The organism is Peribacillus sp. SRI_006, assembly GCF_057586375.1.
Map to the genome: position 1 here is coordinate 21,912 of NZ_JBYCZT010000002.1, position 26,033 is coordinate 47,944.

General features: G+C 42.9%; 29 protein-coding genes and 2 riboswitches. Of the genes, 22 read left to right on the forward strand and 7 right to left on the reverse strand.

Annotation, left to right across the window (positions count from 1 at the left end; all coding sequences use genetic code 11):
• Positions 1 to 3: 3 nt before the first annotated feature.
• The 6 genes from AC2YHV_RS02430 to AC2YHV_RS02455 all read left to right on the forward strand — a co-directional run bounded on the left by AC2YHV_RS02430 (position 4) and on the right by AC2YHV_RS02455 (position 5,840).
• On the forward strand, positions 4 to 750 hold the full coding sequence (locus AC2YHV_RS02430) for an ABC transporter ATP-binding protein (RefSeq protein ID WP_487372509.1): 747 nt from the start codon (positions 4 to 6) through the stop codon (positions 748 to 750).
• On the forward strand, positions 747 to 1,505 hold the full coding sequence (locus tag AC2YHV_RS02435) for an ABC transporter permease (RefSeq protein WP_187049288.1): 759 nt from the start codon (positions 747 to 749) through the stop codon (positions 1,503 to 1,505). Before AC2YHV_RS02430 ends, AC2YHV_RS02435 begins: the two co-directional genes overlap by 4 nt.
• Positions 1,502 to 2,533, forward strand: a complete 1,032-nt coding sequence (locus tag AC2YHV_RS02440) for an ABC transporter substrate-binding protein (protein WP_487372510.1) — start codon at positions 1,502 to 1,504, stop codon at positions 2,531 to 2,533. Before AC2YHV_RS02435 ends, AC2YHV_RS02440 begins: the two co-directional genes overlap by 4 nt.
• Positions 2,530 to 3,294, forward strand: a complete 765-nt coding sequence (locus tag AC2YHV_RS02445) for an SDR family oxidoreductase (RefSeq protein ID WP_098185342.1) — start codon at positions 2,530 to 2,532, stop codon at positions 3,292 to 3,294. Before AC2YHV_RS02440 ends, AC2YHV_RS02445 begins: the two co-directional genes overlap by 4 nt.
• A gap of 739 nt (positions 3,295 to 4,033) precedes the next feature.
• Complete coding sequence (locus AC2YHV_RS02450) at positions 4,034 to 5,461, forward strand: alanine/glycine:cation symporter family protein (protein WP_034312526.1); 1,428 nt, start codon at positions 4,034 to 4,036, stop codon at positions 5,459 to 5,461.
• A gap of 166 nt (positions 5,462 to 5,627) precedes the next feature.
• Positions 5,628 to 5,840, forward strand: coding sequence for a YozQ family protein (locus tag AC2YHV_RS02455; protein WP_057275929.1), 213 nt, complete (start codon positions 5,628 to 5,630; stop codon positions 5,838 to 5,840).
• Between the two features lie 104 nt (positions 5,841 to 5,944).
• Here AC2YHV_RS02455 and AC2YHV_RS02460 read toward each other — a convergent pair whose 3' ends face one another.
• The 5 genes from AC2YHV_RS02460 to AC2YHV_RS02480 all read right to left on the reverse strand — a co-directional run bounded on the left by AC2YHV_RS02460 (position 5,945) and on the right by AC2YHV_RS02480 (position 8,820).
• The gene (locus tag AC2YHV_RS02460) at positions 5,945 to 6,790 is read right to left on the reverse strand and encodes an energy-coupling factor ABC transporter ATP-binding protein (RefSeq protein WP_057275928.1); all 846 of its coding nucleotides are present in this window, start codon (positions 6,788 to 6,790) and stop codon (positions 5,945 to 5,947) included.
• Between the two features lie 18 nt (positions 6,791 to 6,808).
• The gene (cbiQ, locus tag AC2YHV_RS02465) at positions 6,809 to 7,585 is read right to left on the reverse strand and encodes a cobalt ECF transporter T component CbiQ (RefSeq protein ID WP_063576409.1); all 777 of its coding nucleotides are present in this window, start codon (positions 7,583 to 7,585) and stop codon (positions 6,809 to 6,811) included.
• Positions 7,572 to 7,883 carry an energy-coupling factor ABC transporter substrate-binding protein gene (locus tag AC2YHV_RS02470; RefSeq protein WP_034312516.1) on the reverse strand — a complete coding sequence of 104 codons (312 nt, stop codon included), beginning with the start codon at positions 7,881 to 7,883 and terminating at the stop codon, positions 7,572 to 7,574. Before AC2YHV_RS02470 ends, cbiQ begins: the two co-directional genes overlap by 14 nt.
• Before the next feature lies 1 nt (position 7,884).
• Positions 7,885 to 8,628: an energy-coupling factor ABC transporter permease gene (locus tag AC2YHV_RS02475; protein WP_063576408.1), complete on the reverse strand. Its 744-nt coding sequence runs from the start codon at positions 8,626 to 8,628 to the stop codon at positions 7,885 to 7,887.
• 63 nt (positions 8,629 to 8,691) lie between these two features.
• Positions 8,692 to 8,820: a hypothetical protein gene (locus AC2YHV_RS02480; protein WP_264641018.1), complete on the reverse strand. Its 129-nt coding sequence runs from the start codon at positions 8,818 to 8,820 to the stop codon at positions 8,692 to 8,694.
• A riboswitch (cobalamin riboswitch) is annotated at positions 8,804 to 8,999 on the reverse strand. (Overlaps the previous gene by 17 nt.)
• 201 nt (positions 9,000 to 9,200) lie before the next feature.
• A riboswitch (cobalamin riboswitch) is annotated at positions 9,201 to 9,390 on the forward strand.
• Positions 9,391 to 9,542: 152 nt separating this feature from the next.
• Here AC2YHV_RS02480 and AC2YHV_RS02485 point away from each other — a divergent pair.
• The 16 genes from AC2YHV_RS02485 to AC2YHV_RS02560 all read left to right on the forward strand — a co-directional run bounded on the left by AC2YHV_RS02485 (position 9,543) and on the right by AC2YHV_RS02560 (position 24,158).
• Complete coding sequence (locus tag AC2YHV_RS02485) at positions 9,543 to 9,911, forward strand: (2Fe-2S) ferredoxin domain-containing protein (RefSeq protein WP_098866412.1); 369 nt, start codon at positions 9,543 to 9,545, stop codon at positions 9,909 to 9,911.
• A 14-nt stretch (positions 9,912 to 9,925) separates the two neighbouring features.
• Positions 9,926 to 11,563 (forward strand): precorrin-3B C(17)-methyltransferase, encoded by a 1,638-nt coding sequence (cobJ, locus tag AC2YHV_RS02490; RefSeq protein WP_487372511.1) that lies wholly within the window; start codon positions 9,926 to 9,928, stop codon positions 11,561 to 11,563.
• An 18-nt stretch (positions 11,564 to 11,581) separates the two neighbouring features.
• Positions 11,582 to 12,496, forward strand: coding sequence for a sirohydrochlorin chelatase (locus tag AC2YHV_RS02495; RefSeq protein ID WP_106026517.1), 915 nt, complete (start codon positions 11,582 to 11,584; stop codon positions 12,494 to 12,496).
• Entirely contained in the window at positions 12,493 to 13,263 is a 771-nt protein-coding gene (cobK, locus tag AC2YHV_RS02500; protein ID WP_063576404.1) for a precorrin-6A reductase, read from the forward strand. The genes AC2YHV_RS02495 and cobK overlap by 4 nt, the downstream gene beginning before the upstream one ends.
• A 12-nt stretch (positions 13,264 to 13,275) precedes the next feature.
• Positions 13,276 to 13,923, forward strand: a complete 648-nt coding sequence (locus AC2YHV_RS02505; RefSeq protein ID WP_458347143.1) for a precorrin-8X methylmutase — start codon at positions 13,276 to 13,278, stop codon at positions 13,921 to 13,923.
• Between the two features lie 5 nt (positions 13,924 to 13,928).
• Complete coding sequence (locus AC2YHV_RS02510; RefSeq protein ID WP_363928668.1) at positions 13,929 to 15,041, forward strand: cobalt-precorrin-5B (C(1))-methyltransferase; 1,113 nt, start codon at positions 13,929 to 13,931, stop codon at positions 15,039 to 15,041.
• Positions 15,025 to 16,239, forward strand: coding sequence for a precorrin-6y C5,15-methyltransferase (decarboxylating) subunit CbiE (cbiE, locus tag AC2YHV_RS02515; protein WP_440438557.1), 1,215 nt, complete (start codon positions 15,025 to 15,027; stop codon positions 16,237 to 16,239). The genes AC2YHV_RS02510 and cbiE overlap by 17 nt, the downstream gene beginning before the upstream one ends.
• Positions 16,232 to 16,939, forward strand: a complete 708-nt coding sequence (gene cobI / locus AC2YHV_RS02520) for a precorrin-2 C(20)-methyltransferase (protein ID WP_057275921.1) — start codon at positions 16,232 to 16,234, stop codon at positions 16,937 to 16,939. Before cbiE ends, cobI begins: the two co-directional genes overlap by 8 nt.
• Positions 16,936 to 17,712 carry a precorrin-4 C(11)-methyltransferase gene (cobM, locus tag AC2YHV_RS02525; protein WP_048678465.1) on the forward strand — a complete coding sequence of 259 codons (777 nt, stop codon included), beginning with the start codon at positions 16,936 to 16,938 and terminating at the stop codon, positions 17,710 to 17,712. Before cobI ends, cobM begins: the two co-directional genes overlap by 4 nt.
• Positions 17,709 to 18,833 (forward strand): cobalt-precorrin 5A hydrolase, encoded by a 1,125-nt coding sequence (locus AC2YHV_RS02530; RefSeq protein WP_268565194.1) that lies wholly within the window; start codon positions 17,709 to 17,711, stop codon positions 18,831 to 18,833. The genes cobM and AC2YHV_RS02530 overlap by 4 nt, the downstream gene beginning before the upstream one ends.
• Positions 18,834 to 18,849: 16 nt before the next feature.
• Positions 18,850 to 20,241, forward strand: coding sequence for a cobyrinic acid a,c-diamide synthase CobB (locus AC2YHV_RS02535; RefSeq protein ID WP_487372512.1), 1,392 nt, complete (start codon positions 18,850 to 18,852; stop codon positions 20,239 to 20,241).
• Between the two features lie 38 nt (positions 20,242 to 20,279).
• Complete coding sequence (gene cobA, locus AC2YHV_RS02540) at positions 20,280 to 21,089, forward strand: uroporphyrinogen-III C-methyltransferase (RefSeq protein WP_098866418.1); 810 nt, start codon at positions 20,280 to 20,282, stop codon at positions 21,087 to 21,089.
• Positions 21,068 to 21,631 (forward strand): nitroreductase family protein, encoded by a 564-nt coding sequence (locus AC2YHV_RS02545; protein ID WP_057275916.1) that lies wholly within the window; start codon positions 21,068 to 21,070, stop codon positions 21,629 to 21,631. The genes cobA and AC2YHV_RS02545 overlap by 22 nt, the downstream gene beginning before the upstream one ends.
• 14 nt (positions 21,632 to 21,645) lie before the next feature.
• Positions 21,646 to 22,182, forward strand: a complete 537-nt coding sequence (locus tag AC2YHV_RS02550; RefSeq protein WP_048678477.1) for a cob(I)yrinic acid a,c-diamide adenosyltransferase — start codon at positions 21,646 to 21,648, stop codon at positions 22,180 to 22,182.
• 12 nt (positions 22,183 to 22,194) lie between these two features.
• Positions 22,195 to 23,712, forward strand: a complete 1,518-nt coding sequence (locus tag AC2YHV_RS02555; protein ID WP_487372513.1) for a cobyric acid synthase — start codon at positions 22,195 to 22,197, stop codon at positions 23,710 to 23,712.
• 173 nt (positions 23,713 to 23,885) lie between these two features.
• Complete coding sequence (locus AC2YHV_RS02560) at positions 23,886 to 24,158, forward strand: HU family DNA-binding protein (protein ID WP_034312477.1); 273 nt, start codon at positions 23,886 to 23,888, stop codon at positions 24,156 to 24,158.
• Positions 24,159 to 24,314: 156 nt separating this feature from the next.
• Here the strand turns inward: AC2YHV_RS02560 and AC2YHV_RS02565 are convergent, their stop codons facing one another.
• Positions 24,315 to 24,470, reverse strand: a complete 156-nt coding sequence (locus tag AC2YHV_RS02565; RefSeq protein WP_186442125.1) for a hypothetical protein — start codon at positions 24,468 to 24,470, stop codon at positions 24,315 to 24,317.
• A gap of 758 nt (positions 24,471 to 25,228) precedes the next feature.
• The gene (locus AC2YHV_RS02570; RefSeq protein ID WP_487372668.1) at positions 25,229 to 25,957 is read right to left on the reverse strand and encodes a protein kinase domain-containing protein; all 729 of its coding nucleotides are present in this window, start codon (positions 25,955 to 25,957) and stop codon (positions 25,229 to 25,231) included.
• Between the last annotated feature and the right edge of the window lie 76 nt (positions 25,958 to 26,033).

Below are 26,033 nucleotides of genomic sequence, written 5' to 3' on the forward strand. Positions count from 1 at the left end.
GGAATGGGGTTTTTGACAGTTAATGATGTGACATACAGCTATCAGGGCAAAAGGTCAGTTATCAATCGTGTAAGCTGGGAATTAGAAAAAGGGGAGTTTCATTGTTTGCTAGGGAAGAGTGGGTGCGGGAAAACGACGTTATTAAAGCTGGCAGCAGGCTTACTGCAGGTGGATACTGGAATTATTTCCCTGAATGGGGACATCGTAATCAAGCCGTCTCCAGAAGCCGGATTTGTCTTTCAATCCCCAACCCTATTAGAGTGGAAAACTGTAATGGATAACGTTCTGTTGCCCGTTTCCCTTAGGGGGAAAGTGACGGTAAAGGATAAAGAGTATGCGATGAAGTTATTGGACACTGTTGGGTTAGCAGACTATCTTCAAAGTTTCCCGGCACAATTATCAGGAGGTCAGCAGAGTCGTGTAGCCATTGCAAGGGCACTTGTTGAACAGCCGTCCATGATGTTCTTAGACGAACCATTTGCTGCTTTGGACGCGATTACAAGAGAAGAATTACAGGACGACCTTTTAAAGATATGCAAACAGCAAAATACGACAGTCCTTTTTATAACACATGATATTTCAGAAGCTGTTTATCTCTCAGATAAGATAGCGGTAATGGATCAAGGAAGCATTGTCTATGATACAGCTGTCGATCTTGCAAAGCCGCGAACGGTAGAAATGAGGTACAGCTCGTATTTTAATGAACTTTGCCTCAAGATCCACCAGGTTATGGGGGGAGCACGGATATGAAACGATTTCCTATATACTCCGTAATCCTTTTAATGCTTTTGCTATTTTTATGGGATCTAGCAGCAAGGTCCATGTCGGAGCTTGTCCTGCCGACACCTATTGTGATTTTCCATACTCTTTTTGAAGGCATAATCGGCGGATACTTTACCCCGCATATTATCCGAACCACATCAGAGGTGTTGCTGGGACTGTTTTTTGGAGGGGTATTCGGATTTGTGGCAGGCATTATTTTGGGCGAGGTGCCTTTTTTACGGAAGCTCTTATTTCCTTACATTATTGCCAGTCAAGCCGTTCCGAAGCTTGCTTTAGCCCCTCTTTTTATTCTTTGGTTTGGATTTGGAATGACCTCTAAAGTGGTGATTACGGCATTGATCTGTTTTTTTCCTATTTTGGAGAATACGGTGATGGCCATAAAGTATATGGATAAGCAGAAGCTGGAACTGTTCAAAATGCTTGGTGCATCACGCTGGCAAACCTTGATCCATTTAAAGATACCTGCCGGGATGCCTGGGATTATAGCAGGGCTTCGAGTAGCGGTCGTTTTGGCAATTGTAGGTGCGGTTGTTGGAGAGTTTATCGGCGGAAGCGACGGATTAGGAGCGGTGATCATCGCTTCACAGGGAATGATGGATACACCATTGATGTTCGCGACCTTGATATTGTTAACGGCCATGGGAATGGTTCTATATCAGGCAGTGCAACTTATGGAAAAGAAATGGGTCAAACGATTTATAAAGGAGACGGAGAAAAAATGAAATCAAAAATTATGCTAATGGGTTTATTATTTTTGATAGCAATAATTACATGCGCTTGTGGAGCAAAGGAAGAGGCAACCAGGGAAGCAGGCTCAGAGAAAATACAGCAGGTCAGAGTAGCGAATTGGAGTAAGCCGATAACTGAGCAAACGAATTTATTGGTGGATGAGAAAAAACACTTTTTCAAGGATAAAGGATTGGACGTTTCGGTTATTCCAGGAGAAGGTGGCGGGGATGCCATTAAAAATATTGTTTCTGGACAAGCTGACATTGCTTTTACAGATCCCGGCTCTCTTTTCTTTGCATTAGACAAAGGGGAAAAGCTGAAAGTGATTTATAATATCTATCCACAAAATGTGTTTAACATTGTATCCCTTAAAGACAAAAAAATAAATAAGCCACAGGATCTTAAAGGGAAAACAATTGGTGTATATAGTTTAACAAGCGGGACGCGTCAAAATTTATTGGTACTTCTGCATCAGGCTGGACTTTCGGAAAACGATGTAAAAATCGTGGAGACGGGATTGTTGAATTTTGCTCCTTTGATGCAGGGAAAGGTGGATGCAACAGCTGCAACGGATACTGGATTAGCCGTTGCTAAACAAAAAGGATTGGATGAAGTAAATGTAATGGAAGTAAAAGATTATTTGAATGTGCCTAGCGATGTATTTGTTGTCACAGAGAAGATGTATGATAAAAAGAAAGACGTTCTGAAAGAATTTTTGGAGGCTTATAGTAGCAGTGCACAGTGGATGATCAAAAATCCGGAGGAAGCCGCTAAACTAGCATCTGAATTTGCTATTGATGGAAAAGATGAACAACAAAACTTGAAAATTATTAATTTGAGAAATATTTCGAGTGTTTCCTCTGAGGGGACTGATAGTAAGGGGCTAGGGGTACTTGATACATCGGTTTTACAAAAAGGGGCAGATACGTACCAGCAATTAGGACTAATTAAAAATAGCATCGATATGAAAGAGGCAGTGCGTGACGATCTTCTTCCTAACAAAACGGAGGAGAAAAAATGAAAAAATTTCAAGGGAAAGTAGTACTGGTGACGGGAGCTAGCCGAGGAATAGGAGCTAGTATTGCCCGTGCCTTTGCGAGAGAAGGGGCACTGGTTATCATCAACTACCTGAAAAATCACGAGGCCGCTGAACAGGTTGCCGTGGATTGTACTAAACTGGGCGGTGAAGGATGGGCTATACAGGGAGATGTCACATCTGAATCGTCCGTCAAACAGATGATCGAACAAGTTTTGGAAGCGGGGAAAATTGATGTTCTCGTGAATAATGCCTTCAAGTCTTACATTTTTGATGCTGACAACCGAAAAATGTCATGGGAGCTTACATGGGAAGATTATCAGGCGCAAATTGATGGGGCTTTACGCTCGACACATTATATGTGTCAGGCAGTCTTACCCATTATGAAAAAACAGAGCAATGGCAGCATCATCAATATGATCAGCAATTTAGTTCAAAGGCCGATTGTACCTTACCATGAATATACGACAGCAAAAAGTGGACTTATGGGGTACAGCCGTAATTTAGCTGCAGAGCTCGGAGCTTTTGGAATCAGGGTCAATTGTGTGGCTCCGGGGCTTGTCTATCCAACGGATACAAGCAAGGATACAAAAGAAGAGTTGAAGGACCTCATCATCTCCCAAACTCCACTCCGCAGAATTGCAGCACCAGAAGATGTAGCAGGACCCGTGTTGTTCCTGGCATCAGATTGGAGTCAGTTTATGACAGGGCAAACTTTATTTGTAGATGGCGGGCTTGTGATGTGACAACGCGATAATCATTAAATCACTACTTGGTAAGTAAATATACATTTCATTTACTTCATTTATTTGACCAAATCTTCAAATATTATGCTGTCGTTGAGCAAGAGGGGGGAGTTTATCTGTGAGCTTTCCTGATCTAGAGAATTGCTTTACAGTATCTCAGGCTGTAGTAATGGCTGAGGATGTAAATGGTAAAATGCTGAGCTTATGAAGGAGATACATAATAGCTCCAAGTAAGGCAGATGTATTTAATGTCCTGAAGGAGGTAGTTTAAAAACTGATGAGTATAGGGAGGCTGTTTAAGTCTCTCTTTTTGTTTGGAATTTGGGAGCTAAAATGCTCCTTTTTTTATTAGTCTCTGCCTACTGATTTTACGATAGGCACAGCAAAATCTGTTTTGTTTTTGAATTTAAACAGTACCCGCTTAGTATTTTTATAATGATGGTAATATAAATAGAAAATAACTTCCGTTGGGAATGAATGTTAAATGAAGTGGGGAAGTATGATTATTATCTAAAGGAAATGATACTGAAATATTATATTTTTCGATTGATTCCACCAATTCATGAATGAAAAAAATCGTGTGTTAGGATATAATATATTATTGTATTGGAGATTCATTGTGGAATTTCCTTTTTTTTACGGGCTTCTTTTGTTTATCTTCTCGATGCACGGGGAAATAAATTATAGTTGTATATGTTTTTATAATAATAATCAGAGTTAAGTAGAGGGGTTTGTTTTAATGGAATTCTTAGAAAAATTTATTAGTGAGGCTAATGGTGTGTTATGGTCTTCCATATTGATCATCATGTTGGTTGGATTGGGTCTTTATTTTAGCATCCGCACGAAGTTTGTCCAATTCAGAATGGTAGGGGAAATGTTCAGGCTTTTGGGAGAAGGGGCCACTGCGGATAAAAAAGGTGTAACATCTTTTCAGGCATTTTGCATAAGCACGGCATCGCGGGTAGGAACGGGTAACCTTGCAGGTGTTGCCATCGCGATCACGACGGGCGGACCTGGAGCCGTTTTCTGGATGTGGTTAATAGCATTGATCGGATCTGCTTCCGCATTCATTGAAAGTACACTTGCTCAAATCTATAAAGTCAAGGATGGGGATGCATTCCGCGGGGGTCCTGCTTATTATATGGAAAAGGCATTGAATGCCCGTTGGATGGGAATCACTTTCGCCGTGTTGATTTCGCTTACATTTGGATTGGCTTTCAACTCGGTACAAGCCAATACGATTACAAGCGCATTCAATGAATCGTTTGGGATTGAAAAGTGGGTTACGGCAATCATCTTGGCTATGGTAACGGCTGTCATCATTTTTGGCGGGATCAAAATGGTTGCAAAAGTCTCTGAAGTCATCGTTCCGATCATGGCAGGAGCCTATGTAATAGTGGCGTTGATTATCATCATCATGAACATTACCGAGTTACCTGGTGTTTTTGCTTTGATCTTTGAAAGTGCATTCGATGGAATAAAAGAAGTGGCTGGCGGAGTACTGGGAGCTGCCATGATGCAGGGAATCAAGCGCGGCCTATTTTCAAATGAAGCCGGGATGGGTAGTGCACCAAATGCTGGTGCGACGGCTGATGTCAGTCATCCCGTCAAACAAGGGCTCATTCAGTCTCTAGGTGTTTTTGTCGATACGCTCATCATTTGCAGCTCGACAGCCTTCATCATTTTGTTTTCCGGTCTTTATACATCGAAGGAAACGGACGGTATCGTCCTTACCCAAAATGCCCTCGGAACGGCATTGGGATCTTGGGCAGGTATTTTCCTTGCCATTATCGTACTTTTATTCGCCTTTAGTTCCATTGTGGGCAACTATTATTATGGAGAGTCGAACATCGGCTTCATCAATGAAAATAAGGTTTGGCTGAATGTCTATCGTGTCGCAGTCGTAGGAATGGTGATATTCGGTTCGCTTGCCTCGCTGGATTTTGTTTGGGGACTGGCTGACTTGCTTATGGCCCTTATGGCGATTATCAACCTGATTGCCATAGCATTACTAGGGAAAATTGCTTTTGCTGCACTGGCGGATTATCAAAAGCAAAAGAAAAGTGGGAAAAATCCAGTTTTCCATGTGAACAATATTAAAGGTTTGAAGAATGTGGAATGTTGGGGTGACCCATCCGATAATGTGGATGTGAAAAAGGAAGCCTAAGTTCTCATTAAGCTTACAAGTAAGTCCTTGAAAGGGGATTTTACTTGTAAGCTTTTTTTGTCTTTTCCCCCTTTTTTCATCATTATTGAATATTGCTTCGTTTTTTACACAAAATACCTTTGTCTTTAATACTGCAATGATAATTTAAAAACTAGGAGTGAAACAAATGGATAGGAAGCAATCAAAAAATGAATCTTCAGAAGTTGCCGGGAGAATATATGATGTCAGCGATTATAAACGGGAAGATCCTTTATCTTCTGGACTGGCTCAAACCCACGAACAAGTCTCGGATACTTATGCGGAAGGCGAGATAAAGGCAGTCATTGATGATGTAAACGGAAGGGATATTGAGATTAAAAAAGAAAAGGAAGAAAAGTAATACTGAGGTTTTTGCTTTTGAACAAGGATTATCGCTGAATATTTTAAAGATATATCGGGTCCCCTAGCTTCTGGAAAGGTGAAACAGAAGCTAGGGGATCTTAATTAATAAATTTTTTCTGTTTCCAAGTTTTGAAGCAATTCTTCCTTCGTTCTTGGGAAAAGGTCCCTTTCTGCAAGATTCCTTGATTGAAGAAGGGCTTGAAACATTTCAAAAACCCACGGTTTCTCCAGATGTGCCTGCAGCAAAACGTCTTCATCATGGAAAACGGAAACAGGGTCCCCTTGGTATATGACCTTACCATCGTTCATGACCACGATTTCATCTGCCCATTGGTAAGCAAAATTAACATCATGAGTTGAGAGGATTATCGTTTTATCAGGGTGGTGGATACTGTCCAGCAGATTCATGATCTGTCTTGAGAAATATGGATCCAATCCAGCGGTAGGCTCGTCCAGGAGCCAGACATCGGGCTCCATGGCAAGTACCCCTGCGATGGCGACCCGTTTTTTTTGCCCAAGGCTCAAAAAATGGGTAGGTCTGTCTTTTAGTTCGGTTACTTCCGTTTCAGCCATTGCCCAATTTACTTTCTCCTGGACTGTAATTCTATCCCATCCTAAATTCATTGGTCCAAACGATATATCCTGTTGTACATTAGCGGAAAAGAGCTGAGAGTCGGGATCTTGAAAAACGATACCGACTTGCTTTCGTAATGATAATAATGCTTTCCGGTCATATTTCATTTTCTTGCCCTTAAATCTGATCTTTCCTGCAGTAGGTTGTAATAGACCATTTAAATGGAGGAATAAAGTCGATTTGCCAGCACCATTATTGCCTAATAATGCAATTTTTTTACCTTGTTGGATCGTTAGCGAAAGTCCTTTTAAAGCGAAGGTTCCATCTGCGAATTGATGGGTGAGGCCTTCTATATGAAAAATATGCTCGTCCATTGTTGGGTTGCCTCCAATTTACAAATATCCATTAATAAGGATTAAGCTTCCTAGTATGACAATCGCGATCAGCCAATTGCGTGAGGAATAGGTGTAAGTATCCTCGATATAGGAAAGGTTCTCCTGATAGCCTCTTGCGTTCATGGCCATCGTCAACTGTCCAGAGCGCTGCAATACTCCTAAAAATAATGATGAAATTAGTAATCCGAGAGATCGAATGCCTTTCCTAAACGAACCATACCCCAGCCGTGAAGCTTGTGATTGGTGAATGGCCAAAGCCGTATCTAAAAAAATAAAGATGAATCGATAGGTCAATTCTATTAAATCGACCAATAACGAAGGCACTTTAAGTTTTCGCAGCACAGATAGGATGACGGTAATGGGTGTAGTTAAGGTAAGGAAATATAAACAGCTGATGCTGCAGAATACGACAGTGATCAAATTGGCCACCGTACCAAAGCTGTCATCGCTGATGAATATTTGCCAATTCCCGATCTTACAGGACCACCATATATTCGAAATCGAAGTGAATTTACTAGTGAAAGAAAAAAGGATGGTAATGGTTCCTGATAGTATAAAAAATCCTGGTAATAGAAGTAATTTAAGATAATAAGAAAGCGGGATTTTTGCCGCGAAAATGATTAAAGCGCTCATCACCGTAAAAGTGATGAGCGAAACGGCCATATCCCTTACCGTTAACGAAAACAGCAAAAGAGTGAGTGCAAATACCATCTTTTCCAACGGATGTACATCCTTTAGCCCATTGAAATAGGCATATTTATCAATGAGTAACATGCTTCGATTTTTCGGCCAATTCTTGTTTGGTTTGCTTATTCCTTTGTCTCATCACACCAATGAAGTATCCAATGAAACCGGCTCCGATTGCAGCTTGAAGCGCAAATAATAAGCTTTCGGTTTCTGCACCTGGCGGCTCCCAAATACTGTTGAACCATGGCTTGTATTCCGGATGGATCTTAGTGATGGCTTCCTCAGCTTCGCCGTCGGCACCGCCAAATTCCGTTCCTTGTTGGGTGATTAACGGTAAGGTTGCAAGAATGACAACCAGGAAAAGCAGCAGTAAACTTTTTTTCATTTTAACGGGCCTCCTTAGATAAAACTCGCAGAAATTTCAATTCGCCTAGATTGTATTTTTTCAAGAAATTCATTACGACGACTGTCAATAACCCCTCACTGATCGCCAAGGGAATTTGGGTCAGGGCAAAAATCCCGGCAAATTTACTGAAAGAGGCCATGAATCCTCCTACCTCGGAAGGGAAAGCAAGAGCAAGTTGAACAGAAGTTACCACATAGGTGCCCAAATCACCAAAGGCAGCTGCCAAGAATACGGCAAGTGAAAAAGACCATCCCAATTTAGTTGCGCCCTTGAAGACAAAGTAAGCAATGAAGGGTCCGCAAACGGCCATGGAGAATGCATTGGCCCCTAATGTCGTCAATCCTCCGTGTGCCAGTAAAACAGCTTGAAATAACAAAACGATGGAGCCGACCACACTCATGGCCAATGGTCCGAATAGTATGGAACCTAAACCAACTCCGGTAGGGTGCGAAGAACTTCCCGTAACAGAAGGAATCTTTAGGGCCGATAATATAAATACAAATGCGCCCGATAGACCAAGTATCATTTTTGTTTCTGGGTTTTCCCTTACTTTGGACCTAATGGACCGGTAACCCAAGATTAAAAATGGAAGCGTCACCGCCCACCAGAATATAGCCCATTCTATGGGTAAAAAGCCCTCCATGATATGCATGGCCAATGCCCGTTTCGGGACAAAAAGCAGTAAAATGACAAAATAAATAATTTTCCAATTGGTTTTTTTCATTCTTTCTCCTTTCAACACTTTTAATTGTTCTGATCAATCTTGAGAAGAAAAGCGGCGCCCAAACTAAAAAGCACTTCTCTCAAAGGAAAGAAGTGCGTAATGAACAGGAATTTTGCAGCATGAACCAACCATGGGCCATTTTGCCTGATCCGCACGCCCATCCTCGTAGGCTGAAACAGTTTCACGCTTCATGGCAGGTCTCCTGGCTTTGGTTCATCATCCCATTACATCCTTCCCATCTCATTTGACAGTGGATTAAAGTTAACGTAATGGAACTTCCCTTTACAGTGGCGGGACCGCTCCGGATTTTCACCGGCTTCCCTTTTAAGCTGAATTCCGAGAAATTCAACACCATGAAACTTATGTAATTATTTAGAAAATTCTCGTATAGTGTACCATAAAGAAATAATTCCAGCTACACTATCTTTTTTTTGGGGCCGAAATTTGTTGCGAGGATAGGATTGTAACTGGTTTTACACGTTTAAACTTTTCTAAACAGTCGGAATAAACTATTGAATTTTGACAAAGTTGTTATATGATAGATTAAGTTAGTTTGAAATGTATAATAAAACCAAATATTTCATTTTAAAAGTGCCCTTGTGTGAATAAGCAAGGGATAATAGGGAAATCGGTGAAAATCCGATGCAGCCCCCGCTACTGTAAACGCTGATGAAATTGTCGATAGCCACTGGCATGATGCCGGGAAGGGACAAAGTAAAATGAAGCGTAAGCCAGGAAACCTGCTTTTAAAATTGCATGATACTTTTCGGAGGGAAAGGTAGAAGGACTATGACGATTTTGGGAGGATTTGGCATGCTCGCCTTTGGCTCCTCATTCATATAGTTTTTTTAAAACCTTGACTCTTATGTTAAGGTTTTTTATTTCGCCTTTTCCCTGAACTCAGGAGGAAGAAGATGACTACTTGGAACTTGACGGGTACAAATACGCATCTGTTGATTTGTAATGGGAGCAGCTGCATGAAAAAGGGCGGGGAAGAAGTAACCCAAGCGATTCGCGATGAAATTGCTTCAAAAGGACTGGATCTGAAAATCCATACAACGAGGACACGCTGTAACGGAAGATGTAAGGATGCCTGCGTTGTGATTGCCTATCCCCAAGGAAACTGGTATCGAGTGGAAACGCCTGATTTCGGTCGGCAGATCGTCAGTAATATCGATGATGGTGAGTTTGTTCCACAGATGATCTATCAGTACAATGACGGGGAAATGGCCCCTAATCCAGATTTTCCTGCTCATACGGGTATTTCAAAGAACAAAGCGTAAAAGGAGATGTCTTAATGAGTACAAACGGTAAATTATTCGTCGTGGGCTTTGGGCCCGGGAATTTTGAACACATTACCAAACGTGCCGTCGAAGCCCTTCAAGAAAGTGACTACATCATTGGTTATAAAACTTATGTTGAACTCATTCAGGGACTGCTAACAGATCAAACGATCATTAGTACGGGGATGACTGAAGAGGTATCACGTGCACAGGAAGCAGTGAAACAAGCGGAGCTGGGAAAGAAAGTGGCGGTGATTTCCAGTGGGGATGCCGGAGTTTACGGGATGGCAGGGTTGGTTTATGAAGTATTGATTGAAAAAGGCTGGAAAGAAGAAACTGGAGTGAGCATTGAAGTCATTCCTGGCATTTCTGCAATCAACTCATGTGCGTCTTTACTTGGGGCGCCCGTCATGCACGATTCGTGTACGATCAGCCTCAGTGATCATTTAACTCCTTGGGAACTGATCGCTAAAAGGGTTGAAGCAGCTGCAATGGCAGACTTTGTCATTGCGCTTTATAATCCGCGCAGCGGCAGGCGGACCCGGCAAATTGTTGAAACACAGAAGATTCTCCTTCGCTACCGCTCGCCGGATACACCTGTCGGGTTGGTGAAAAGTGCTTATCGCGATAGGCAGGATATTGTCATAACCAATTTGCAGGATATGTTGAATCACGATATTGGAATGTTGACAACCGTCATTATCGGTAATTCATCCACCTTTTTATATGATGACAAAATCATCACACCAAGAGGCTATCAGAGAAAATATACGCTGAATTCGGAAAAGCAAACATTGAAGCCGCATCAGCGACTGCAAAAAGAAGCGGAACCGTGGGCATTAGATCAAGAAGCCTTAACCGATTCCGCTGGAGGAGTTGGATTACTTACAAAAGCACCAGAAAAGAAGCCAGCTTCCTATGAAATGGCAATGGAGGCCCTGTCAAGAGTCAAGGGTCAAGCCGTTAAGCAGTCCATTCAGCCGATTGTTCAGCAAAAAATGGAGTCGGTATTCGAACTTGCCGTTAGTCCAGGTGTGGCGAATAAACAATTCACTCCCAAACAAATGATGACACTTGCGGAAGTTGTCGGGGAAAAGGGAACGATGGAATATACGCCAAATCATAAAATCGTCTTAAAGATCCCGACAATGGATCCGGAAGTCATTACGGGGAAATTGCAATCAGCAAACTTTCTTTTGTCGCCGATTGGGGATGTACTGACATTAAAAGCCTGTGATTTCTGTGATGGTGAAAAAGCGGAATCCATTCCTTATGCGGACGAAATACACCGGGTGCTTGGCGGAATGAGCATGCCCAAGGAACTGAATATCGGTTTTAATGGGTGTGGGATGGCTTGTTATAGTGCTGTGATGGATGATATCGGGATTGTCTTCCGAAAAGGGAAGTTCGACTTATTTCTTGGAGCTAAACCGGTTGGAAGAACGGCCCATCCGGGTCAGCCGGTAGCGGAAGGCATTGAACCGGAACAGCTTGTAGAACTGATCACGGACATTGTCGGCGAGTATAAGCAAAATGCCCATCCAAATGAGCGGCTTTTTAAATACTTCAAACGTTCGAAAAAGATACAGAATTTTTCTTATCAGGACATCGCTCCCAAAATAAACATAGAGCCTGCGCCTTGTGAAGACTAATCAAGAGGGGGAAAGTAAATGAAAGCAGTTTTGTTCGTAGGACACGGAAGCCGGTTGGCTTCGGGAAATGAAGAAGTCCGTCATTTTATTGAAAATATGATTCCGGCAATGGACGGGCGTTTCCTAGTGGAAACGTGCTTCTTGGAATTTGCGGCACCGAATATATCCAAAGGAATCGATAATTGTGTAAAACGAGGGGCTACTGAAGTTATCGTCATACCGATCATTTTGTTGCATGCAGGACATTCGAAATTACATATCCCAGCTGAAATAGAGGACGGGAAAACCAAGTATCCAGAAGTGAAATTCACATACGGCCAAACGATCGGGGTCCACCATGATGTATTGACGATCCTGACAGACCGTCTTGAGGAAGCGGGATTCGATACGACCTCTGAACATTCTGAGACAGCGATATTGCTAATTGGCCGAGGCGGCAGTGATGCTGATGCCAATAGTGATATATATAAAATTTCACGATTATTATGGGAAAAATTAAGCGTTAAATGGGTCGAAACAGCCTTCATGGGTGTAACGGACCCTCACGTGGATGAAGGTATTGAACGATGCATCCGATTAGGGGCAAAAAAAATCGTGATGCTGCCATATTTCCTCTTCACTGGGGTGTTGATGGAAAGAATGGAGGATATGCTGAAAGGCTATCAAGAGCAATATCATGATCGAGAATTCATATTGGCAAAGTATTTTGGATACCATCCAACCTTACAGAACATTCTGCAAGAACGAGTAATTGAAGCCAGTGAAGGCAAATCAAGCGGGGCGCGTGATTTGGAAAACTATCGTAAACATGTCGAGGAACATGGACATGCTCACCATCATCACCATCACGACCACGATCATGATCACCATCACGACCACGACCATGATCATCACCACGATCATGATGGGCAAGCGGTGGGGACATCAAAATGATTTTGTTCTTGGCGGGTACAAGTGATGCAAGGGAATTAGCGATTGAGATGCAGCAGGTGGGGTACAAGGTTTTGGCAACTGTTGTAACCGAATCGGCTGCTAAGAGTTTGCAGGATGCAGGGATATCCACCCGGATTGGCCGATTATCTGCAGAAGATATGACATCTTTAATCTCTGCAAAAGGTTTTCAGGCTGTAGTCGATGCAAGTCACCCATTTGCCGAAGAAGCATCCAAAAACGCCCTTAACGGAGCAAAGGCAGCAAATGTTCCTTATATTCGTTATGAGCGTGAAAGTCAACGGTTTCAGAATGATAAATTGATAGTTGTCCGTGATTATGAGGAAGCTGCCAAGCTTGCCGCAGAAAAACGGGGAGTCATCATGCTCACGACCGGAAGTAAAACCCTAGCCGTGTTTGCAAAAGAATTGGTGGGGCTCGAGAATACCAGAGTCATAGCGAGAATGCTGCCACGCATGGACAATATGGAAAAATGTGCACAGCTGGGCATTGAACAAAAAAATATCGTTGCGATTCAAGGGCCATTTTCCAAAGAATTAAATAAAGCTCTATATGAACAATATGGGGTCACATTGATGATAACGAAAGAAAGCGGCAAGGTCGGTGCGGTTGATGAGAAATTGGAAGCCGCGTTGGAATGTGGAATAGAGACGATCATGATATCACGACCGGATGTCGACTATCAGAATGTTCATTCCAGTTTTGATCATGTCATTGCCGAGTTGAATAAACAGCTAATTGAAAAATAGGAGGAATGCAAGATGGATTTTAAAACAGATTTTAAACCACTCACGGTAGACCCTGACAAAATATATGATTATAGCTTTTCGATCATTGCTGAAGAAATGGGCAAACATGATTTTTCTGAAGATGAATGGAAGATTGTCCGCAGGGTCATTCATGCTTCAGCGGATTTTGAATTGGGAAGAAGTGTCATCATTCACCCAAATGCCATTCAAGCTGGTGTGGAAGCCATTCGCAAAGGAAGGCATGTCATTGCTGATGTGCAAATGATCGAGAGCGGCACAGGCAAAAAAAGATTTCAAAAACACGGCGGGGACGTTCATTGCTATATTTCAGATCCGGATGTGATGGTCGAGGCAAAACGTTTGAATACGACAAGGGCAATCATTTCGATGCAAAAAGCTGTAAAGGAAAATGAAGGGGGCATTTATGCCATTGGCAATGCACCTACCGCTTTACTTGAGCTCATTCGCCTCATTAAAGAAGGAATTGCAAAACCGGACTTAATCATTGGAATGCCTGTTGGGTTTGTTTCTGCAGCAGAATCGAAAGAGGAACTCGCTAAGATCACAGAAGTTCCATTCATTACGAATATTGGCCGAAAAGGTGGAAGTACTGTCACTGTTGCCGCATTGAACGCGATTTCCCTTTTAGCTGATAGTTAAAAAACATGGAAAAGAAGGTGAAAAAAGACCCCTCACAAATGCGTCATGGATATACGACGGGAGCATGTTCGACAGCCGTGACCAAAGCGGCATTGACTGCATTGATCACGGGGGATGCACTAGAGGAGGCAACGATTTCCTTGCCAATTGGCCGAGATGCCACTTTCACTATTGAGAAATATGAAATATCGGAAAATGCGGTTAGTGCAGAAACGGTTAAAGATGCCGGAGATGATCCCGATGCCACACATCTGGCCCATATTATCTCTACTGTCAGCTGGTCCGATGCACCTGGGATTATCTTGGATGGAGGGACCGGAGTTGGTCGTGTGACCAAACCCGGGCTTCCCGTTCCTGTAGGGGAAGCGGCTATTAATCCTGTACCGCGCAAAATGATTTTAACCACTGTACAGCAAACATTGGAAGAATTTAAGATCAATAGAGGGGTGAAAGTCGTCATCTCCGTACCCGCAGGTGAAGAAATAGCGAAAAAGACATTAAATGGCCGCTTGGGGATTGTGGGAGGCATTTCCATTTTGGGAACAAGGGGCACTGTCGTCCCTTTTTCCAGTTCCGCCTATATGGCAAGTATCGTCCAGGCTATCAGTGTCGCCAAAGCGAGTGGGTGTGAGCATCTAGTTTTAACGACTGGCGGGCGCAGTGAAAAGTATGCAATGGGCCTTCTTCCAGACTTACCTGAGGAAGCCTTTATTGAAATGGGTGATTTTGTGGGCTTCTCACTTAAGCAATGTAAGAGGCAGGGAATTAAAAAGGTATCACTGGTCGGCATGATGGGTAAATTCTCCAAAGTGGCCCAAGGTGTGATGATGGTGCATTCAAAAAGTGCCCCGGTCGACTTTGGTTTTCTATCGGAAATAGCCCAAAGCGTCGGAGCTGAAGATGATCTTGTTCTTGAAATCAAGAATGCAAACACAGCGTCACAAGTCGGGGATATGATGTCAGCCATTAATAACTTTGACTTTTTTAATAAACTATGTGAATCCTGCTGTCTCTCTGCCATTAACCAGGTGAAGGGCGGCATTGAAATGGAAACGGCGATTTATTCGTTGAAAGGACAATTACTGGGAAGGGCTGTTGGAATTGAGTCAATCGATTAAATTAATTGGGATAGGGGATAACGGTCAGGAAAGCTTACTGCCTCAATATGCCCAATGGATAGAAGAAAGTGAAGTGCTGGTCGGAGGTGAACGGATCTTATCCTTCTTTCCGAACTATTCTGGCAAGAAGATTGTCATAAAGGGCGGTTTGAAAAAGGTCGTGGAGCAACTGCAGGATGAAACTCGTCCAACGGTTGTCTTAGCTTCCGGTGACCCACTGTTTTATGGAATGGGAGGCTATCTTTCCAGCAAAATCAACATGGAGGTTTACCCATATTTCAGTTCGATTCAGCTTGCTTTCGCAAAAATGGGGGAAAGCTGGCAAGATGCCTTTCTCGTCAGCATTCATGGCCGCAGCATGAAAGGGCTGGCCCAAAGAATTGATGGGAAAGCGAAAGTGGCCTTACTTACAGACAGTGAAAATAGTCCTGATCAACTGGCTAAATATCTCCTTTCATTCGGAATGACTGAATACCGGGCATTTGTGGCTGAAAACCTTCAAGGAGAAGCCGAAGAATCTGGCTGGTATGAACTAGATGAAATGACGGAGCGGGAATTCTCTCCCTTGAATGTCGTCATTTTGAAAAGAAAATCAGAAGGTCCAAGCTGGTCCTTGGGGATAGAAGATGAAGAATTTTCGCAGCGTAAGCCGGACAAAGGCCTCATAACCAAAAAGGAAATTCGGGTACTAAGCCTGCATGCGTTGAAGCTAAGGAAAAACAGCATAGTTTGGGATGTTGGGACGTGTACGGGCTCAATGGCAATTGAAGCGGCCAAGCTTGCATCCGAAGGCCATATCTTCGCAATTGAAAAAAATGAGCCTGATTTAGAAAACTGTTATCAAAACCAACGTAAATTCCGTACCGATATAACGGCGATTCATGGAAAAGCCCCGCAGGGATTGGAAACTTTTCCGGATCCTGATGCAATCTTCATTGGCGGGACCGGCGGCGAAATGGCAGAGCTGATCAATACTTGCTGCAAACGGCTTAAAGTTGGCGGCAGGATCGTTCTGAATGCTGCGACGATCGAGAATCTTTACCGAGCTAATGAGGCATTTGCTGAAGCTGGTTTTCACACTTCCATCATGCATGCGCAAATCTCCAGAAGTAAGCCAATATTGGGAATGAACAGATTTGTACCTCTTAATCCGGTTTATATCATTACTGCACAACGAAAGGAAGACATGAATGAGTAATCTTGGTACATTATATGGCCTTGGCGTGGGCCCGGGCGATCCAGAGCTAATTACAGTAAAGGCATTTCGCGTGATTCAGGAATCTCCGGTCATTGCGTATCCAAAAAAAAGAAAAGGGAGTAAAAGCTACGCCCATCGCATTGTTGAAGTTTACATTCGTCCTGAAGAGAAGGAGATGCTGGGCCTTGTTTTTCCGATGACGAAAGATCAAGCCATCTTGGATCGGGAATGGAATGGAACGGTTGAAAAGGTTTGGCAAAAATTAAATGAAGGAAAAGATGTAGCTTTCGTTACGGAAGGCGATCCGCTTTTATATAGTACGTTCATACATATGATGAAATTGATGCAGGAGTTGCATCCTGAAGTCGAAATCAAGACGGTCCCGGGCATTTCTTCCTTTAATGGATCAGCGTCAAGGCTGGGCATCGCTTTGGCTGATGGTGATGATCATGTTGCGATAGTTCCTGCAAGGGATGATTATGAAGCGATGAAGAAGGCGATCGAAGATCATGATGCCGTGGTGTTCATCAAAGTGGCAAAGGTCATCGATTTAATGATTTCCGTTTTAAAAGATTTGGACTTACTTGAAAAGGCCTCGGTCGTAACCAAAGTCACTTCCGATGAAGAAGTGATTTGGAAAGTGAGTGAATTGGAAGGACTTGAACTAGAATACTTAACATTGATGGTGGTGAGAAAATGAAGATATATATTGTAGGTGCTGGCCCAGGAGATCCGGATTTGATTACTGTAAAAGGATTGAACATTCTCCAAACGGCCGATGTGATTTTATATACGGATTCATTAGTGAATGAAGAATTGATTGCTAAGGCAAAACCCGATGCTGAGGTGCTAAAAACGGCTGGAATGCATTTGGAAGAAATTGTTGGCATCATGGTCGATCGTGTTAAAGAAGGAAAGATGGTTGCCAGAATCCATACAGGGGATCCTGCCATGTACGGTGCAATCATGGAACAAATTGTCCTATTGAAGAAAGAGGGTATTGGTTATGAGGTGATCCCTGGAGTGAGTTCGGTATTCGCCTCAGCAGCGGCAATAGGAGCAGAGCTGACTATCCCTGATTTAACCCAGACACTCATATTAACGAGAGCTGAAGGACGTACGCCTGTTCCGGAATTTGAAAAATTACGTGATTTGGCTAGTCATCATTGTACGATTGCCCTTTTCTTGAGTGCGACCTTGACAAAAAAAATCGTTAAAGAACTTCAGGAAGCAGGTTGGAAGGATGAAACACCGGTCGCAGTCATTCAACGGGCAACATGGCCGGACCAAAAAATTGTCCGTACCACATTAGTGAACTTAGATGATGCCATGCGTCAAAACGGTATTCGCAAGCACGCGATGATTTTGGCTGGATGGGCTTTGGACCCTGACATCCATGATAAAGATGAATACCGTTCCAAACTATATGATGCGAGCTTTACCCACGGTTTCAGAAAAGGTGTTAAACCATGATCATTGAATTGAAAGAAGCGGAACTTGCTCCCATTAAACGGTCCCATACTTATGCGATCGTAGCGATTACAAAGCATGGCGTCGAGCTGGCACGAAAATTACATACCGTTTTTTCGAATTCGGATCTATATTACATGAGCAAGTTTGAAAAAGGGGACGAAGAGCATAAACAGATCCAGCTTTTTTCGGGCAGTGTCCGTATGCTATTGCCAGCTTTGTTCAAGGAATATAAAGGAATCATACTAATTATTTCTCTCGGGGCAGTAGTCAGGATGATTGCACCAATTTTGAAGGATAAGAAAACGGATCCAGGTGTCGTAGTCATTGATGATAAAGGGGAAAATGTTATCAGTGTACTTTCAGGGCATCTGGGAGGGGCAAATGAACTGACAAAGGAAGTGGCTGCAGCGCTTGACGCAAGAGCCATAATCACGACGGCTTCTGATGTACAAAAAACGATTCCTGTCGACTTATTCGGCCAGCGCTTCGGCTGGATTTGGGATTCAGCAGAAAAATTGACGCCAGTAAGTGCGTCCGTTGTAAATGAAGAGCATGTTGCCGTTGTACAGGAATCAGGGGAACGGAACTGGTGGCATTATGATACGGCTTTACCTGAACGAATTATCGTATACCCATCCATTGAAGAAGCGCTTCAAGCAAAGCCGCAAGCTGCTCTGGTCGTGACTCACCGCATGCTCAAGCAGTCGGAAAAGAGGATCCTGGAAAATGGAATCGTATATCGTCCAAAGGTCATCGCTCTCGGTATCGGATGCAATAGGGGAACGGAAGCTGCTGAAATTGAGCATGTGATTGCAGAAACACTAGCCGAATTATCATTTTCATTAAAAAGCGTTAAGGCTATCTGTACAATTTCCTTGAAGAAAGACGAACTCGGCTTGATTGAAGTAGTTGAAAAATACGGCTGGGAATTCGTGCATTATGAACCCGAAGAGCTTAATCAAGCCAAAATCGAGGCGCCATCGGATACAGTGTTTAAATACACGGGTGCATATGGTGTGAGTGAACCGGCTGTGAGGATTTATACCAAAGCTGAACAATTGGAGCTTGTTAAGAAAAAATCGGGAAACGTAACCATATCAGTTGGGATCATTCCTTTTTAAGGAGGAAGAAACAAATATGAACGATAGAAGACTGGTAATTGCGGGTACCGGAAGCGGGGTCGGAAAAACGACATTGACCATCGGAATCATGGCAGCCCTCCAGAAGAAAGGCTATACCGTTCAAGGGTTCAAATGTGGTCCTGACTATATTGATCCTACTTATCATACTGCAGTTACAGGAAGGGTTTCACGCAATCTTGACAGTTGGATGTTCGAACATGACACTGTCCGGGAAATTCTTAACAAAGCAGGTACCGGAGCTGATATATCAATCATCGAAGGGGTCATGGGCTTCTTCGATGGCAAAAGTCCGTTAGCCAATACAGGATCGACGGCTGAAATCAGCATCATCACGCAAAGCCCTGTCCTGTTGGTAGTCAATTGTGCCAGCATGGCTCGGAGTGCAGCTGCCATCGTAAAAGGATTTCAGGACTTTTCGACCGGTCCGAACATCATTGGGGTCATTGCCAATCAAGTGGGAAGTGTAGGCCATTACAAAATCGTCAAATCAGCCATTGAGCAAGAATGCGATGTACCGGTGCTGGGATTTATGAAGCGGGAATTGGATATTGATATTCCAAGCCGTCATTTAGGTTTAATTCCTGCGATTGAACGCGGGGAACTAAATCCGTTTTTCGATAAGCTTGCACAATTGGTCATGGAAACAATCGATATCGATCAGTTATACCGATTGTCAAAGACAGATCCCGTTTCCAGTGGGAACTCAAATATATTTCAACATCAAAATGAAAGTGACGTGTGCATTGCCGTCGCAAAAGATGCAGCCTTCAATTTTTATTATCAGGAAAACCTTGAGCTGCTTGAAGCATATGGGGCGAACATCAAGTATTTTTCTCCATTAAACGGGGATGAAGTACCATTGGATGCTGATGGTTTATACCTTGGTGGCGGTTTTCCTGAGGAATTTGCAGCTGAACTTTCCGGTAACGTGGATGCTATCAAATCCATCAGAAGCACCATAGAAAAGGGGATGCCGACTCTTGCGGAATGTGGCGGTTTCATGTTTTTGAGCAAATCGATTGAAACGACTTCCGGAGAAACGCATCAGATGGCAGGAATGATACCGGGCAGGATTAAAATGCAGAAAAAACTGGCAGCACTAGGATATCGTGAAATAACAGGAACTCCAGGCAATTTTTTGATCAACGAAATGGAGCAGGCAAAAGGTCATGAATTCCACTACTCAACATTTGAAGCGGATGCTGATCTTACACATGCTTATGAAGCCAAAGGCAGATTCGGTTCGAAACAAGAGGGGTGTGTATTGGACAACCTTGTTGCTGGGTATACGCACTTTCATTTTGCTTCCAATCCAACACTTGCAAAGAACTGGATTGATGCTTGCTTAAAACAAAAAAACAGATCTGCCCATGAAACTATCAACTAGTAAAAGGTATTTTTTGAAGCTTAAGAGGAGGCGCGAGCATGAAACCGGGAAAAGTTCATCTGGTCGGTGCGGGTCCCGGAGATCCGAAATTGATTACGGTATATGGACTGGAATGTATCCAAAAGGCGGATGTCATTGCATATGACAGGCTTGTCAATCCAGAACTATTAAACTATGCAAAAGAAGATGCAGAACTGGTGTATTGCGGGAAATCACCAGGGAAACATCATCTCATTCAAAATGAAATACATGAACTTTTAGTGGAGAAAGCCTTACAGGGGAAAAACGTCACCCGTCTGAAGGGTGGAGATCCATTTGTCTTCGGGCGGGGCGGTGAGGAAGCAGAAATACTGGCTGCAAACGGGATTGAATATGATATCGTCCCAGGAATCACAGCAGGAATCGCAGCACCGGCTTATGCGGGCATCCCGGTAACCCACCGTGAACATGCCTCAAGTTATGCCATTGTGACAGGCCATGGCCGTGATTACAAGGGGCAGGATAACCTGAATTGGCAGGCGTTGGCCCAAGGCATCGATACCATTGCCTTTTATATGGGAATTGGTAATATGCCGTTCATCTGTGAAAAATTGATGGAGCATGGCAGGGACGGTAAAACGCCAGTGGCCGTCATTGAATGGGGCACGACAGATAAACAAAGGACGATCACCGGTACTTTGAATTCGATTTCTTCGAAGGCTGTAAAAGAAGAAATTCAAAATCCGTCAATCTTTCTAGTAGGGGATGTCGTCCAATTAAGAGAAAAAATCCATTGGTTTGAAAGAGTGATTGAATCAGAGTCCATTATGGAAGGGAATGAGTTGGAATGTCCATCATTCAAGAATTGAAGGAACGCCGGGCGATAAGGAATTACGAAGAAAAAGAAGTGGAAGATCAAAAAATCAGGCAGTTATTGGAAGCGGCTACGTATGCCCCTAACGACCGATTGCGTGAACCTTGGAGTTTTTATGTAATCAAGGGAGAAGCGAAGCACCGTTATGAAAGTTTGGCAGAAAGGTATCTGCATGAGCGCTTCCCTACCAAACCAAAATTGATTGAAAGTTCACTTGAAGTTGTTAAGACGACACCGCTCATCATTGTCGTGACTTCTGATATTTTGCCGGATGATCCAGATTCATCCGAAGACAATGTATTCGCGTCTTGTTGCGCTGTCCATTCGATGTGGCTTGCCGCAAAAGAGCTAGGTCTTGGATTCGTTTGGCGGACTAGAGGAGTGGGTCTTGTCAGGGATGAACGCCTGCACGAATTTATCGGCTCACCGGATAACAAAAAAGTGATCGGCACCATTTTTGTCGGATACCCAAAAGGAGATCAACCGGTTCCTGCTACTAAAAGGACTTCATACATAGAAAAAACAGTTTGGTTATGAGGGTAGGTGAGTGAGTGGCACGCAGAGGATTAATGCTTATTTATACCGGAAATGGGAAGGGCAAGACGACTGCCTCATTAGGGGTGACTTTAAGGGCTATCGGCAGAGGAATGAATGTCAAATACCTTCAGTTCATAAAATCTCCAGAGCGTACATATGGGGAAGCATTGGCATTGGGAAAGTTAGGAGTTAAAATGGAACAGCTAGGTATTGGTTTCACATGGACCAAAACCCCGGAAGAGCATCGCAATGCATTGGCGTTAGCTTGGGAAAAGGTGAAACTTGCCCTTGCTGATCCGGGCATTGATTTACTTGTTTTGGATGAGCTGAACAATGCTTTAGCCATTTCCAAATTCCCGATTGATGATGTCTTGCCATTGGCTGAAGTCATCGATGCAATACGAAATCGTCCCGCTCATATGCATATAGTCATTACCGGCAGGGACGCCAAGCCAGAGCTTATGGAAATGGCGGATTTGGTTTCATCGATTGAGGCGACCAAGCATTATTATGACGAGGGTATCGGTGCTGTCAAAGGATTAGAGTTTTAGGGGGTGAGCGTAATGAAGGCACGATCCATCATGATACAAGGGACGTCATCCGATGTAGGGAAAAGTTTGATTTGTACGGCGTTTTGCCGGGTATTTTCCAATAAAGGATTACGTGTCGTCCCTTTCAAATCACAAAACATGGCTTTGAATTCTTATGTAACCTTGGATGGCGGTGAAATCGGACGGGCTCAGGGAGTACAGGCGGAAGCAGCACGGATAACGGCAACGACTGATATGAATCCGATATTACTGAAACCAAAGCAGGATATGGTTTCGGAAGTGATCGTTCACGGAAAACATTTTCTTGATATGAATGCAAAAAGCTATCGGTCCCAATTTGTCCAGGAAGCCATGCCCATCATCCGTAAATCGGTGGAAAAACTACAAGATGAATATGACATCTTAGTACTCGAAGGGGCAGGAAGTCCTGCTGAAATTAACCTTAAGGACCGGGATATTGCAAATATGCGAATGGCTAAACTCACGGATGCGGCTGTCATTTTAGTGGCCGATATTGATCGTGGTGGAGTATTTGCGTCCATTATCGGGACACTTGCCTTATTGGATAAAGAAGAACGAGATAGTGTAAAGGGGATCATCATCAATAAATTTCGTGGCATGCGTGAATTGTTGGACGATGGCATTGAATGGGTGGAAAAGGAAACCGGGATTCCGGTCCTCGGGGTGCTGCCCTATCTAGACGTGAATATTGAAGCGGAAGATTCACTTGCCCTCTCTTCCTTACGTTTTAAAAAACCTAAAAAGGCTGAGTTTCCGATCGATGTAGCCGTCCTGAGATTTCCGCGGATCTCCAATTTTACAGATGTGGATCCTTTTTTCGACGAACCGGGAGTAGGTGTCCGACTTGTTAGCAGTGTCCATGAGTTAGGTAATCCCGATCTGCTAATTTTGCCGGGTACAAAAAACACGATGGATGATTTAGAGTGGTTGAAACGTATGGGATTTGATCGAGCCATCGATGAACGGCGGAAACAAGGAACGATGATCTTCGGCATATGCGGCGGTTTTCAAATGCTAGGGACTAAACTTTTCGATCCTGATGCTATCGAGGGTGATGGTGAGAACGCAGAAGGGCTTTCGCTTCTTCCGGTGGAAACCGTCTTTCAAGCAGAAAAGAAGACGGTACAAATGGAAGGTGTCCTTTCTGCTGGGATAATGGAAAGTCAAATGAATCTTAACGGTTTCGAAATACATTTAGGCAGAACGACATTGAAGTCACAAGTAAGGCCCTTTCTATTATTGAAGGATGGAAGAGAGGATGGAGCCATTTCCAATGACAACCAAGTTATGGGAACATATCTCCATGGAATATTCCATAATCGCTTGTTCACTAGATTACTGGTTAACCAAATTCGACGGAACAAGGGGTTGGATGAAGTGAAAGAAAACGTTCAAAGCGACTCGGAGCGCAGGGAGGAAGCGTATAACCTCTTGGCTTCCCATCTGGAAGAAAACATTGATATGGATACCGTCTATCAATGGCTGCAGCTCGAAACTGCAGAAAGTTGAACAAGAGTCAGACCGTGCTTAGTATGTTGATCAAGGCCCTTTTATCTGCAAGAAAGATCAATTTTGAGCTGCAATTCCTTTTATTTAGCCATAATAAGTGACAGAGGCATACAAGATATGTTATGTTGTCTTCTCTACATATTTTATACAAAATAAAAGGATGAGGTGTTCATATGAATAAAACAGAATTAGTGAGCAGTGTTGCAGCACAAGCTGAACTGACAAAAGACGAAGCAAAAAAAGTAGTGGATGCATTGTTTGAAACAATCACGGCTACACTTGCTAAAGATGAAAAAATCCAATTAGTTGGTTTTGGTACATTTGAAGTGCGTGACCGTGCTGCCCGTACAGGAAGAAACCCGCAAACTGGCGAAGAAATACAAATTGCAGCTAGTAAAGTACCTGCTTTTAAAGCAGGAAAGGAATTAAAAGAAGCTGTAAAATAAAAGGTGAACGAAGAAAAAAACCTGGCGATGAAATATGCGCCAGGTTTCAGTTTGTAGACAAAAGGGGTTCGGAATTAAAAAATTCTGAACCCCTTTTGAAATTCCCTTTGAATTTTCGCCTAAAGTTAAGAGATTGCGGCTCTACGGGCCCACATGTTAGGCCATTTTTGTACCTCGCCATGTCCAATTGACCATCTTCTTTAAATTAATGGCAGCTCCCATTTTACGAACCAAATGGTTCGGTGGCACCAGTTGATCTAAAGTAATCATTTCAAGTTGATCTCGCTGAATAGAATCATGTTTAGAAAGCATTCTCATCACCTCAAGTTTTAATAATTCTATTTTAAAACAAAAATGACTCCAGGCAAAAGTGTTCTATCTAAAAGGTAAGACAAAGTTGATTGGAGCGGGTGTTCGAGACTCCTGCTTAGAAAAGCGCGTCTAGTGGAGACCTCGCAGGCGAAAGCCGAGGGCCGACCGCCCGCGGAAAGCGAGTGCCCTACGTTCCAATCAACGTCCAAATTGTACAAGCCATAAAAATAGACAAACTCGATTTTCATCGAGTTTGTCTACAGTCTGAAACCTGGCGATGAAATATGCGCCAGGTTTTTTGTTTACTGACTGATTCGAAAAACAGATAATATATACCGAATGTGACTCAGAAATGGAAAAGATAAAAATCGACTTTGTCATCTATTCGTATATTGCAAGAGCCATTTGGAGTTTCATAAATTGAAGGGATTAGGGCGTTCCCATGACCAACAATGAAAAAAGCCGAATGAAGCAGTAATGGACTGTAACACAAATGAAAAAAAATTATAGTACTTATTAATAAGGTTTATACTGTGACTATGTTAGGCTAAATGAATAACAGGCTTTAAAACCAAAATAAAAGAGGTGAAAGAAATGCTGAAGAAAATAATGAAAAAAATCAAACAGCTTTCCCAAGGCAGCAGTGAGCGAAGACATGGGCATTATCGCCGAGGCAGCAGCAGCAGCAGCCGGGGGTACAAAAGGTATCCCATGAGTGGAAGTGACCGCTACAAGAGAAAAGGGCGGGGCAGCAGCAGCTAATTCCAATTCTTTGACTTCAATACAGCCTTCAGGTCCATTGAGATTTCTTTAATATCTGAGTAAGGTTCTTGGATGCTTAATAACCTTTTCAGTAAATGCACGGTTTCTTTTTCTAACGAAAGCTCTTCTGTCCAAGGAAGTGCTTTTTTACTTTTGGAAGCGTACGTCGTATAAAGTACATATAGAAGTATTTCCCCCAAGTCGTAAAAATCCTGCCTTTTCAGCTGCAAAATGGATTCTTTTGCGAGGTTGGCGGAATTGATCATCTTGGACAAACCAAAGTCTATCAAAATGGGCTGATGGTTCTTAAGTAGAATATTCGGTATACGTAAATCTTGATGGAAAATGTCATGCTCATGTAGATAACATACTAAATCGACCAGCTTATCCAGAAAATATAGAGACTCTTTCTCATTGAACGTTAATTGATTCGAGAAAATATGGTCTTCTAAATTATTCCCTTCTATGAAATCCATCACAAAATAAACATTTCCATCTTGCGAAAATTTCTCGTGAAATTTAGGGATATTTCTGTGGTTTAACATTCGTAATATGGAAATTTCATTTTCAAACTGTTTCAGCTCTTTTTTGCTGCGGCGTTTACTTTTCCGGAGCTGTTTGATCACTATATTTTCATTCTTTTTCAAATCATTGCAACGATAAACAATACCGTAGCTTCCTGTTCCGATTACAGCTTTTACCTCGTAGCGGTAATTCAAAACCACACTCTTTTTTAAAGGAATATCCACAAAAAATTGGTATAACTTTCTAAAGGAACGAAAAATTGAAACTTTCCTCACC